This is a genomic window from Microbacterium sp. Mcb102, assembly GCF_024519805.1.
GTDB lineage: Bacteria > Actinomycetota > Actinomycetes > Actinomycetales > Microbacteriaceae > Microbacterium.
In genome coordinates this window covers 383,118-394,732 of record NZ_JALJRG010000001.1, presented here as the reverse complement: position 1 = coordinate 394,732, position 11,615 = coordinate 383,118, and the positions used below count along the sequence as shown (strand labels likewise).

Below are 11,615 nucleotides of genomic sequence, written 5' to 3'. Positions count from 1 at the left end.
GCATCACGACGACGACCTGAGACCCGACCTTCTGTCCCTCGAGCGCCTTCTGGAAGCCCGCGACCACACCCGTGGTCTGGAACTGCGTCGGGGCGGCGTCGCGGCTCCAGCTGGAATCGAACTCCTTGCCGTCCGACCACTTGACGCCGAGGTACTGAACAACCACGAGGTCACCGGAGCCCACTGTGGCCCCATCACCCTGTTTGAGGACGGCGACCTTCGTCTCGGTCGGTGCGTCCCCGTCCGGGATCTTGACGGAGGGCTTGCCGTTGTCATCGAGCTTGACGGTCGGCATGCCCGGGGTCGGGTCGACGTCCTTGCCGGTCGCCACCTCGGGGAGCTGCTCGACAGCCTCGGCGTACACGACTTTGGCGGTACCACCCTCTCCGAAGACCTTTCCGGGAAGCGCGAGAACCACCTGAGTACCAAGCGGCTGGCACTCGAGGGCTGCGATGAACAGTGACGCACTGTTCTGGTCGAGCAGGACGGAGGCTTCTCCTCCCTCGCTGCGAGCGGAAGAGTCGACGACCTCGCCCGTCGCCGCATCGACGATCTGGAACTTCACACCCACGAGGTCGTTCGCGACGACCTCGTCACCATCTCCCTCGGAGATGATGGTGCGCTCGACGTCAGCGAAAGGCGCGTCCGCGGGCACGGTGACCTTCGCGTCGAGGCCCTTTCCCTCGACGACGACGGCGTCAGACGTCTCGCCCGGCTGCGCGTCCAGCAAGCACTCACTCGACGCGGTCGGGCTCGGCGTACCGGAGCTCGACGGCGCGGAACTGCCGGAGCAGCCTGCGAGCAGCAGAGTCGCCGCGGCGACGGTGGACAGAACGATGAGCGGACGCTTGCGCACAGTGAGACCTCGGGATCGCGGGTGGGAACCTCCATCCTGCCGTATAGCCCTTTGCCCCCGCTGGGAGGCACGGCGCGACTCTTCATTCCCACGCCGGCATGGATCCGGGAGTAACCTGCTCTGATGACCTCTGAGCAGTCCGTCGAGCCCGAATCCTCGTCAGAAGAGGAATCCTCGTCGTCAGATGAGACTGCCAAGCCCCGTCACGCCGGGTTCGCCTACACCCTCGGACGCAGCCTCATCACTCCGCTGGCGCGGCTCGTCTACCGGCCGAAGATCGAGGGCCGCGAGAACGTTCCGCTGACCGGGCCCGTCATCTTCGCCAGCAACCACCTGTCATTCATCGACTCGATCGCGATCCCGGTCGCCGCGCCCCGGCCCGTGCACTTCCTCGCGAAGTCGACCTACTTCGAAGGCACCGGCTTCCAGGGCTGGATGAGCAAGACCTTCTTCGAGTCGATCGGTGCCATCCCCGTGCGCCGCGGTGCCGGCCAAGCGGCTCTGGATGCTCTCGACCTGCAGCGTCAGCTCCTCGACGAGGGACTCGCCGTCGCGCTCTACCCGGAGGGCACGCGCTCCACCGATGGCCGCCTCTACAAGGGGCGTACCGGGGTCGCGTTCCTCGCGCTCCAGACGGGCGCCCCCGTCGTGCCGGTCGGGCTGATCGGGACGGACAAGGTGATGCCGGTCGGGGCGAAGATGCCGACGCTCAAGGAGCGCATCACGGTCCGGTTCGGCGCACCGCTGGATCTGTCGCCGCACGGACCTGCGACCAGCGGGCGTGCGCGTCGCCTGGCGACCGACGAGATCATGGCAGCCATCCACGGTCTGTCCGGTCAGGAGCTCGCCGGAGCGTACAACGAGGCTCCTGCGCAGGGCACGATCGAGAAGATCAAGCAGGCCCTGCCACACGAGCGCCGTTGACGCCCGTGCCGCGCTGAGTCACTCGACGGCGCGGACGGTCGCCTCGTGGCGCACCGGGAAGTTCATCGAGTTCGCGATGAAGCACCATTCGTTCGCCTGCGCGTGAGCGCGCTCGGCCGCCTCGATCATCGACGCGTCCGCCACGACGACCTCGGGCCGCAGCATCACCTCGACGAACGCCCCACCGCCCTTGCCGTCTTCGCGCATCATCCCGCTCGCGTCGTCGCGGTACGAGACGACGACCACCCCGGCCGTCACGCACGCGTGCAGGTACGAGAGCAGGTGACACTCGGAGAGCGAGGCGAGCAGGAGGTCTTCCGGATTCCACCGCGAGGGATCGCCGCGGAACGGCTTGTCCGCCGATGCGAGCAGCTCCGGCTTGCCGTCGACTTCGATGGTGACTTCGCGGCGGTAGTCCCGGTAGCCGGACGTCCCGGTGCCGGTGTTTCCGGTCCAGACCGAGGTGAGCGCGTAGTGATGTTCGCCGAGGGCGCGGGGGGTCGACTCTGCCATGTCCTCAGTCTGCCAGGGGCCACCGACCCGAGGTGAGCGATGGCGTGCCCGGCGCTAGAGTTGACGGGTGCTGGAGACTCTCACCGTTCAGGATTCCGTGGAACTCGCCGTCGTCGAACGGAGCGGATTCGTCGAATCGCGTCACGCCGGCGCAGCGATCGTGCTCTCTTCCGATGGTGACATCGTCGCCCGCCACGGCAACCCCGACGCGTTGGTCCTGCCCCGATCGAGCCTCAAGCCCCTGCAGGCGGTGGCCTGCATCACGGCAGGGGCGGTGCTCGAGGGCGAACAGCTCGCGATCTCCACGGCGAGCCATGTCGGCACCGACCGGCACGCCTCCGTCGTTCGCGACATCCTCACCGAAGGCGGGCTGACCGAGGACGACCTGGCGTGCCCGGCGTCCTGGCCGAGTGATTCGGCGACGCGCGATGACCTCGTCCGCGAGCACGGTGAGCCGACGCGCGTGCGGATGAACTGCTCCGGAAAGCATGCCGCGATGCTGCGTGCGTGCGTGGCGACCGGTTGGCCGACCACCGGCTATCTCGACCCAGCGCATCCGCTGCAGGTGCACATTCGCGACGTCGTCGAGCGTCTCACGGGCGAGAAGGTCGCCCACACGGCGATCGACGGGTGCGGGGCGCCGGTCCACGCGATGACGCTCACCGCCCTCGCGCGGGGCATCCACCGCATCGGCACCGCCTCCGACCGCTCGCCCTTCGCCCTTCATCGCGTCGCCGGTTCGTTGGTGCGGGCGGTGCGAGAGAGCCCGTGGACGATCGAAGGACCGGGCCGCCCCGACACGATCGCGATCGAGAAACTCGGAGTCTTCACCAAGCACGGCGCCGAAGGCGTCATGGTGATGGTCGCCCCGAACGGCACGACCGTCGCATTGAAGATGCTGGACGGCGCGACGCGCGCGTCGACGATCGTGGCGGCGACGCTCCTCGAGCGCGCAGGGGGCCTGAGCAGCGCTGAGGTCGCCATGCTGGCGGAGGCACTCCCCCTCACCGTTTCGGGCGGCGGCTCGATCGTCGGCGCGATCCGTCCCGGCGCCGGTATCTGACGCACCCGTCATTACCGAGCCGAGCCGAGCCCAGCCGAGACTCTCACTGCTCATCGCGGCGACAGTGCAGGAAGGACGACGCGACGCGGCGCTCCGGCACCACGGACGGACCAGGCTCGGCCGGCGTGGGTGCGCGCGTACGGCGGGAGTTCCCGCACGCCCGCGAGCTGACGGAGATCGGACTGCTGCTCGGCACGGATCAGCACTTCGCCCTCCCCTCGGATGCGCTGCCACAACGGCCAGTTGCGCTGCCACACCTCCGCGTCTCCCACGACCACACAAGAACGGTCGCGCTGTGTCGGCTCCGCCCCGGCAGGGATGACCTCGCACCCCGGATGCGCCGCACGCAGCATCTCTACGACCGAAGCAGCTCCGGCGCTGACGACGGCGGTGATCGCGCACGACGGCGCCCAGGCCGGAGGTGTGACGAGGGCCGGGGGAACCCCCGCGCCTTCCGGGACCCATGCCAGCTGCACCTCGCGGTCGCCGATGTGGGCACGGCCGGGAGAGCGGTCGCGGATGTATGACGAGGCCTCTCCCCCGGCCGCGAGATGCTCCACTCGGCTCGGCATCCGAAGCAGCGCTCGTCGCGGCAGAGCATCGATCAGTCGTCCCGGCGGGCCCGCCGCCCTTGTCGCCGCCAGCACGAAGGTCGTCTCCCCGCGGCCGCGGAGAAGCTGCTCCCACCGTTGCGTGTATTGCTGACCGTACTCGGGGGGAAGAGTCGAGAGCACCCCGTCGATGTCGTCGCCGAGGACGAGCGACGGCATCCGTTCACTCCCCACGGCCCACGCCGTGAGGAGGTCCCACGCCGCCTCTGGGTCGTTCGGCACCCACGCGGCATCAGGCCACTGCGCAGCCAGGGCCCGCAACGCGGTGGAGCGGCCCGACCCCGGCGCCCCCAGCAGCACGATTCCTCGATCCTGCCCACAGCGCAAAAGCTCGAGTGGCTGAGCTTGGCGGGCGGGTTCGTCGGCTCGCCCGAGCACGATGGCATCCGGACCCAGCGCGGCAGAAGCGACGAGGTCCGCGAGCGGGATCCGTGTGGGAAGCGCGGCGAGCCACGGGCTGCGGGGCGGATCGGCCGCCGCCCACCGCAGCCCCACCGCTCGCAGATCCGCGGGACTCGTCAGCGCGATGCGGATCGCCGACGGCTCGGGGTCGGCCGGACGGCGAACGAGAGCGAGACCCCGCGCTTCCGCGCCGCCGGGGAGTTCCGCCGCGGCGTCCGTTCCGATCATGAGCCTGCTGTCCGCGGCATCCCCGACCCGCAGACTGACTCGGAGCGGACAGTTGGCCGCCAGCGCATCCCTCACGACTCCGGCAGCGCGTTGTGTGCCGAGGATGAGGTGCATGCCCAGCGCCCGCCCCCGTGCGGCGACGTCGGTGAAGACAGCCCCCAGGTCGGGATGCTCCGCCAGCAGCGCCGCGAATTCATCGACGACGATGACCAACCGTGGCATCCCCACCTCTCGAACGTCCCGAGCACCGGCTTCGGCGAGAACGCCTTCCCGGCGGCGAAGCTCGGCGGTCAGACTGGAGACGCCTCGCCGGGCACCGCCCTCATCGAGATCCGTGATGACCGCTGCGACCTGCCGCAACCCGCGCAACGGCTCGAATGCGGTCCCCCCTTTGAAGTCCGCGAGCACGAACGTCACTCGGTCCGGCCCGTAGACCGCGGAGATGGCGGTGACCCAGCTGACCAGAAGCTCGCTCTTGCCGGTGCCCGTCGTTCCCGTCACGATGGCGTGAGGACCGTCTTCGACGATGTCGACGACCAGCTGTCCGTGCTCGTTCCGACCGATGGCGGCGGCCAGACCGCCGCCTGGTCGTGGCTGCTCCAGCTCGTGCAGAACGACGGAGTCGGGAAGCACATCGATCTCGCCGGCCGCCGACGCATGCTCGCGAGCGATGATCCCTGCTTGTGCGAGTGAGACGCACTCGACGGAGACGACGGCGGTGCCCTGAGGGGTGCGCAGCCGGGCACATCCTGGTTCGATGATGTCGATCACCGTCGTGATCCCCGCCGGAACCTCGGCGTCGGCCGGCGCCAACCAGACCACGGCATCGGCATCCATCCGGATCGCGTCGCCCGACCCGATCCCGACACGGAAGCCACCCCTGCGCGCGCGCCGCGCATGCGGCAGCGCGTCCAGCCCGCACTCGCGGAGTTCAGCGCCCACGAGCGACAGCTGCGCCGCGCTGAAGCGAAGACTCAGTTGCAGCAGGAGCGCGCGCGCCGCGGCGGCGATCACCGGCCGCGCGCCGCGCAGACACACTCCTCCGCCCAGCGGCACGACGATGGGGGCGTCGTCGAGCACTCCGCAACGTTCGCGGAACTCACGACCACGACCGTCTTCGCCCCCGCTGCACCGGATTCCGCTCGGCGCACTCCCGGCCCCCACCACGAGGGCGGTTGCGCTATCCGGCGACTCCGCTCCACGGAGGGGAGTCTGCAGGAGACTCGCCGCGGTATCGGGGTGGCGGAGCCACCGGGTCTCACGCTCCTCCCGGTGGCGGAGTACGAGTTCGGCCGCGGCCGCCGCCCAGTCCTGCTCGGACTGCGCAGCGTCGCGCCGACGTTCACGTCGCCGGTTGCGCGCCGCGTCCGCGAACGATGCCACGATCATCAACGGTCCCAGCGCGGCGAAGCACAGCGCGAACACGGATCCGGTGATCAGCCAGAGCACGACCCCTGCGGCTATCGGGACGATCGCCGCCATGAAAGGGAGTGGAGCACGGCGCAACGGCACCGGGGCCGACGGGAGCACGATCGGGAGGGGTTCCATGCGTCCAGTGGATCGCATGCCCTTCCGGAGAACGGCGCTGTCCACAGCGCCCCGCGGCTACTCCGTCGTGTCTTCGATTGGGGAGGACGAGTCGTCCTCGTCTTCAACCTGCACGATGATGAGTGTCACGTTGTCACGCCCGCCATTCTCCAACGCCGCGGCGAGCATGGCGTCCACACTGTGGCCCGGGTCGCGGTGCTCCCTGAGGAAGTGCTGGATCCCGTAATCGGTGAGCTCCTTGGTGAGCCCGTCGGAGCAGATGACGAATCGATCGCCGGCGCGCACGTCGATCGTCACGTAGTCCGGCGCCGTGAGCTCGCTCGCACCCACCGCCCTCGTGATCACGTTGCTGTACGGGTGCCCTTCGGCCTCCTCTGGACTGAGCTTGCCCGCCGTGATCAGCTCCTGCACGACCGAATGATCTGTCGTGACCTGGACGAGGCGGTCATCGCGAAGAAGGTAGACACGGGAATCCCCGATGTTCAGGGCCACCCACTGGGCGTGATCGCCCGTGATCGCGAAGAAGACGCCGGTGAGAGTGGTACCGGTGCCCTCGTCGGTCGTTTCGGGGTGGTCGGCGATGTCGCCCACCGCCTGTTCGAGCGCTTTCTCGATCGCAGGACCGTTGACATCGCCCGCGGAGACGACGGCTTGAAGCCGCTCTACCGTGCTGCGGCTCGCGATCTCTCCACCCGCGTGGCCGCCCATGCCGTCCGCGACGACGAACAGGGGGAACTCCGCCAGGAACGCATCCTGATTCGTCTCTCGACGACGACCGAGATCGGTGACCCCTGCCCAGGACAGCAGCAATGCGCGCTGCGCAACCGTGACGCGATGCGTCTTCGTCTCAGCCACGTGCTGCCTCCGATGGATCTGCGACGGGTCGGGCGTCCGCAGGATACTCACACATCGTAGTAGAACTCCCCCGCACCGCGATCACACCCGGGCGCCCGGGTCGGCCGGCAGAGGGAACAGCTCGTCGATGATCTTCTCGTCTTCGACACTCGGACGCCACGAATCACCCGCTGCCGCGTTCGCTTCGACCTGCTCGGGTGTCGTCGCACCGGCTATGACGCTGGAGACCGCCGGCCGCGAGAGAAGCCAACCGAAGGAAGCCTCCAACATCGTTATGCCGCGCTCGTCGCAGAAGTCGCGGAAGGTGTCGATGGCATCCCAGGGCGCGTTCTCCCAGACATGGCGACGCGTGGACATGATGCGGCTCGAGGCCGGTCCCCCGTCGCGCGTGAACTTGCCCGTGAGGAGTCCGTTGTGCAGCGGGAAGTACGGGAAGAAGCCCAGGGCGTATCTCTCCACGGCCGGCAGCACCTCGCGTTCGGCCGCGCGCGCGAGCAGTGAGTAGTGGTTCTGTGCGGAGATGAATCTGCCCGAAGATCGCGCGCGGGACGTGAACTCCGCTTCGGCGATCTGCCATCCGGTGAAATTCGAGTGCCCGTAGTAGCGGATCTTGCCTTCACGCACGAGCTCGTCGAGGGCGTCCGTCGTCTCGGCGATCGGCGTCTCCGGGTCCGGCAGATGCAGCTGGTACAGGTCGATCCAGTCGGTTCGAAGCCGCCGCAGCGACTCCTCCACCGCCCGCCGGACGTAGCGGCGAGAACCACGGGCCGCGGGGAACTCGTAGCCCATGTCCCGTTCCTGGCCGAACTTCGTGGCCAGCACCACACGGTCTCGACGCCCCTCGAGGGCTTCACCCATCAGCGCCTCACTCGCGCCGGCCACCGCACCGTACATGTCAGCGGTGTCGAAGAACGTGATGCCGTTGGCGAGTGCCGCATCGATCACCTCTCTCGTGCCGGAGAGCGTCTCGGTCACCGTCCCCGCTCGACCGAAGTTGTTGCAGCCGAGGCCGGTGGATGACACGAGAAGACCGGAAGCGCCCACTCGGCGCTGAGACAAGACCATGCCCTCCACGTTAGCGGGCGCGTCGGAACGGTGACCAGCCAGGACAGCACAGAGCCCCCGACCGAAGTCGAGGGCTCTGTGTCAGATGATCACGCCGGAGGCTGAGTGGGATCGCTCGGCGGTGCCGGCGGAGCAGCGGGCGGTGCCGGCGGAGCCGCAGGCGGTGCAGTGGGCGGCGCGGGCGGAGTGGTCGGCGGTGCCGCCGGAGGTGCCGGCGGGGTGGTGGGCGGCACCGACGGGACGGGCGCACCCGTGGCCGGAGCAGCAGGCCCTGCAGGCGGAGCGTAGCCGGGCTGAGCGGGCGGGGCGTAGCCCTGCGGTGCCGGAGGGGCGTACCCCTGCGGTGCCGGAGGGGCGTACCCCTGCGGTGCGCCGTATCCGGGAGCAGCGGCGGCGGGCTTGGGCTGAACCGGGATGCCCTGCCACACCGTGTTGTCACCGAGGAATCCGTTGTTCGCCCAGGGCGCGGGAACGATGTTCGGGTTCCAGCGCGACTTGTCGAAAGCGTTGATGCCGAGCCAGATCAAGGCACCGATACCGGGGATCAGGCCCAGGAGGATCCAGACGGCATCCTTCTGCAGCTTGAGACCCACGCGCCAGGCAACGATCACGATGACCGCGACATAGGCGATCCACGAGATGTAGTTCAGGATCGGAATGATGTTGACCACGATGGCACCGAGCATCACCCACGGCGACACATCGCCGAGCTTCGCCAGGATCATGGCGTTGTAGACGGGCACCCATGCTCGCCACTTACCCTCGACTCCGGCCTTCTCGAAGATCTTCATCAGGAACAGCGACGAGAGGACGTACCCCGCTATCGCGAAGATGAAGCCGAAGACGATCAGGATGCCGAAAACGGCCAACGAGCCTGTGTCGTAATAGTCGTACATGGTCCCCTCCGGATCCAATATTCGGCACGGGTCGCGCCGCGTGACAACCATAGCGGGGAGACCACAGGCGAGCAAAGACCCACGCGGAAGCGGTCATGCGCGGACTTGCGCGGTCACTCGTGGACGACGAGCTCCAGAACACCCGGTTGCTCCGTGTCACGCAGCACGACGCCTCGGCTCTCGGCCCAGCGCCGGAGGGAGCGGAGGGAAGCCACACGGGGCCGATCTTCGGCGAGGGCACGCACGAGCAACCCCTTGGACTTCTTGTTGAAGTGGTTCAACGCCCGGCCGTGCTCGGTGACGACGCGGACATAGGCGGAGGGCACAGTGTCGGGCACAGGCCCCAGCGCCACATACGCCTCACTGCGCAGATCGAGCACGAAGGACGGTGACGCCTCCGCGATCGCCGCTGACGTGGCTTCCGCCCAGTGCTTCCGCAACGCAGGGAAGCGCGGCAGCGAAGTCCCGGCGGCCAGGCGATAGGTCGGCACCGCGTCCAGCGCACCGACGGGACCGAGAGGTGCACTGTGGATCCAGACGTGCTCCCCCAGCCACCGACGCGACGCTGCGGTGAGACCGCGTGCATCGAGCGCATCGAAGAGCACGCCCGTGTATCGATCGATCGCGGGCATCGTGGGCGCCGTCCGCAGCCGCCGGTTGTGCGCGATCTCGCCCATCTGGCGCTCGCTCAACTTGAGCACGCGTCGCGAGACCTCTTCGTCGGCTGCGAGGTCGACGAGGGCATCCAACACGGCGGATCGATGCGCACTCAGCGACGGCAGCGAGAGGGAGGCGATGTCGAGCGGGACATCATGACCGCCCTCGCGCTTCGTCTCCGACGGCGGAAGCAGGATCTTCATGGAACCTCGGTGAATGCAGACGCGTCCGCCTCGGGACCCGAGGGGCACCGAGGCGGACGCGTCGAAACGGAAATGCTAGGCGATGAGAGCCGCGTTGCCGGCCACGATCGTCAGGGTGTCGCCCTCCATGGAGAGGAACCCGTCCTGCGCGTTGGCCAGCACCTTCGTGCCATCCGACTGCGTGATGCGGACCTGGCCCTCAGCGAGGATGGCCAGCACCGGCTCATGACCGGTCATGAAGCCGATCTCGCCCTCGACGGTCTTGGCGACCACGAGGCTCGCCTCTCCCGTCCAGACCTCCGCATCCGCGGAGACGAGGCTGACGTGGAGCGCCATGGTCAGCCGTTCTCCTTCTGGATCTTCGCCCACTGCTCTTCGACGTCCGAGATGCCACCGACGTTGAAGAAGGCCTGCTCGGCGACGTGGTCGAAGTCACCGCGCGTGATCGCATCGAAGGACTCGATGGTCTCCTTGAGCGGGACGGTCGAACCCTCGACACCGGTGAACTTCTTCGCCATGTAGGTGTTCTGCGAGAGGAACTGCTGGATGCGACGTGCACGCGACACGACGATCTTGTCTTCCTCGGAGAGCTCGTCGACACCGAGGATGGCGATGATCTCCTGCAGTTCCTTGTTCTTCTGGAGGATCTGCTTGACCGTCGTGGCGACGCGGTAGTGGTCCTCGCCCAAGTAGCGGGGGTCCATGATGCGCGACGTCGAGGTCAGCGGGTCGATGGCCGGGTACAGACCCTTCGAGGCGATCTCACGAGAGAGCTCGGTCGTCGCGTCGAGGTGGGCGAACGTCGTCGCCGGAGCCGGGTCGGTGTAGTCATCGGCCGGCACGTAGATCGCCTGCAGCGAGGTGATCGAGTGACCACGCGTCGAGGTGATGCGCTCCTGGAGCACACCCATCTCGTCGGCGAGGTTCGGCTGGTAACCCACGGCGGAGGGCATGCGGCCCAGCAGCGTGGAGACCTCGGAACCGGCCTGCGTGAAGCGGAAGATGTTGTCGATGAAGAGCAGCACATCCTGCTTCTGCACGTCACGGAAGTACTCCGCCATCGTCAGGGCCGACAGGGCGACGCGCAGACGCGTTCCCGGCGGCTCGTCCATCTGGCCGAACACCAGGGCGGTCTTGTCGAAGACGCCCGCCTCTTCCATCTCGTGGATGAGGTCGTTGCCCTCACGGGTGCGCTCACCGACACCGGCGAACACAGACACACCACCGTGGTCCTGCGCGACGCGCTGGATCATCTCCTGGATGAGGACGGTCTTGCCGACACCGGCACCACCGAACAGGCCGATCTTTCCACCCAGCACGTACGGGGTGAGGAGGTCGATCGACTTGATGCCGGTCTCGAACATCTGAGTCTTGGACTCGAGCTGGTCGAAGTTCGGCGCCTTGCGGTGGATGGGCCAGCGCTCGGTGACCTCGATCGTCTCACCGGGCTCGAGGTTGAGCACCTCGCCGATGACGTTGAACACCTTGCCCTTGGTCACGTCGCCGACGGGGACCGAGATGGCCTCACCGGTGTCGCGGACCTCCTGACCGCGGACGATGCCGTCGGTCGGGTTCAGAGCGATGGCGCGGACGAGGTCGTCGCCGAGGTGCTGTGCGACCTCGAGCGTGATCTCGGTGGACTCTTCGCCCATCGCGATCGTGGTCTTCAGCGCGTTGTAGATGTCGGGGATCGAGTCATGAGGGAACTCGATGTCGACAACCGGACCGTTGACGCGTGCGACGCGCCCGACGACCGCGGTCGCCGGCTGGTCAGCCGGAGCGGTGAGGGTCATT

11 protein-coding genes are annotated in these 11,615 nt (G+C 68.0%); 2 read left to right on the top strand and 9 right to left on the bottom strand.

All coding sequences use genetic code 11. The annotated features are described in order from the left end of the window. Positions 1–856 (bottom strand): FKBP-type peptidyl-prolyl cis-trans isomerase (locus OC372_RS01890; RefSeq protein ID WP_262000769.1); only part of this gene is annotated, 856 nt, incomplete at its 3' end. 123 nt (positions 857–979) lie between these two features. Between OC372_RS01890 and OC372_RS01885 the strand changes: the two genes are divergently transcribed. Continuing rightward, positions 980–1,780 (top strand): lysophospholipid acyltransferase family protein, encoded by an 801-nt coding sequence (locus OC372_RS01885; protein ID WP_262000768.1) that lies wholly within the window; start codon positions 980–982, stop codon positions 1,778–1,780. A gap of 18 nt (positions 1,781–1,798) precedes the next feature. On the opposite strand, the gene OC372_RS01880 is transcribed toward OC372_RS01885, so the two are convergent. Beyond that, positions 1,799–2,293, bottom strand: coding sequence for an OsmC family protein (locus tag OC372_RS01880; protein WP_029261852.1), 495 nt, complete (start codon positions 2,291–2,293; stop codon positions 1,799–1,801). Positions 2,294–2,360: 67 nt separating this feature from the next. Here OC372_RS01880 and OC372_RS01875 point away from each other — a divergent pair, with 67 nt between their 5' ends. Next, entirely contained in the window at positions 2,361–3,356 is a 996-nt protein-coding gene (locus OC372_RS01875; protein WP_262000767.1) for an asparaginase, read from the top strand. A 50-nt stretch (positions 3,357–3,406) separates the two neighbouring features. On the opposite strand, the gene OC372_RS01870 is transcribed toward OC372_RS01875, so the two are convergent. The 7 genes from OC372_RS01870 to atpD all read right to left on the bottom strand — a co-directional run bounded on the left by OC372_RS01870 (position 3,407) and on the right by atpD (position 11,614). Then, entirely contained in the window at positions 3,407–6,145 is a 2,739-nt protein-coding gene (locus OC372_RS01870) for an FtsK/SpoIIIE domain-containing protein (RefSeq protein WP_262000766.1), read from the bottom strand. Between the two features lie 57 nt (positions 6,146–6,202). Further along, on the bottom strand, positions 6,203–7,000 hold the full coding sequence (locus tag OC372_RS01865; RefSeq protein ID WP_262000765.1) for a PP2C family protein-serine/threonine phosphatase: 798 nt from the start codon (positions 6,998–7,000) through the stop codon (positions 6,203–6,205). Between the two features lie 81 nt (positions 7,001–7,081). Continuing rightward, the gene (locus OC372_RS01860; RefSeq protein ID WP_262000764.1) at positions 7,082–8,065 is read right to left on the bottom strand and encodes an aldo/keto reductase; all 984 of its coding nucleotides are present in this window, start codon (positions 8,063–8,065) and stop codon (positions 7,082–7,084) included. Positions 8,066–8,154: 89 nt separating this feature from the next. Further along, positions 8,155–8,961, bottom strand: a complete 807-nt coding sequence (locus OC372_RS01855) for a large exoprotein (protein WP_262000763.1) — start codon at positions 8,959–8,961, stop codon at positions 8,155–8,157. A 113-nt stretch (positions 8,962–9,074) separates the two neighbouring features. Further along, positions 9,075–9,821, bottom strand: coding sequence for a YaaA family protein (locus OC372_RS01850; RefSeq protein ID WP_105709732.1), 747 nt, complete (start codon positions 9,819–9,821; stop codon positions 9,075–9,077). Positions 9,822–9,896: 75 nt separating this feature from the next. Further along, positions 9,897–10,157 (bottom strand): F0F1 ATP synthase subunit epsilon, encoded by a 261-nt coding sequence (locus OC372_RS01845; protein WP_017830988.1) that lies wholly within the window; start codon positions 10,155–10,157, stop codon positions 9,897–9,899. A gap of 2 nt (positions 10,158–10,159) precedes the next feature. Beyond that, the gene (atpD, locus tag OC372_RS01840) at positions 10,160–11,614 is read right to left on the bottom strand and encodes a F0F1 ATP synthase subunit beta (RefSeq protein WP_017830989.1); all 1,455 of its coding nucleotides are present in this window, start codon (positions 11,612–11,614) and stop codon (positions 10,160–10,162) included. Between the last annotated feature and the right edge of the window lies 1 nt (position 11,615).

Bases quoted from the DNA above. Each gene is read 5' to 3' on its own strand.
- OC372_RS01885 (WP_262000768.1), top strand. From the start codon at position 980: ATGACCTCTGAGCAGTCCGTCGAGCCCGAATCCTCGTCAGAAGAGGAA.
- OC372_RS01880 (WP_029261852.1), bottom strand. From the start codon at position 2,293: ATGGCAGAGTCGACCCCCCGCGCCCTCGGCGAACATCACTACGCGCTC.
- OC372_RS01855 (WP_262000763.1), bottom strand. From the start codon at position 8,961: ATGTACGACTATTACGACACAGGCTCGTTGGCCGTTTTCGGCATCCTG.
- OC372_RS01850 (WP_105709732.1), bottom strand. From the start codon at position 9,821: ATGAAGATCCTGCTTCCGCCGTCGGAGACGAAGCGCGAGGGCGGTCAT.
- OC372_RS01860 (WP_262000764.1), bottom strand. From the start codon at position 8,065: ATGGTCTTGTCTCAGCGCCGAGTGGGCGCTTCCGGTCTTCTCGTGTCA.
- OC372_RS01870 (WP_262000766.1), bottom strand. From the start codon at position 6,145: ATGGAACCCCTCCCGATCGTGCTCCCGTCGGCCCCGGTGCCGTTGCGC.
- OC372_RS01845 (WP_017830988.1), bottom strand. From the start codon at position 10,157: ATGGCGCTCCACGTCAGCCTCGTCTCCGCGGATGCGGAGGTCTGGACG.
- atpD (WP_017830989.1), bottom strand. From the start codon at position 11,614: ATGACCCTCACCGCTCCGGCTGACCAGCCGGCGACCGCGGTCGTCGGG.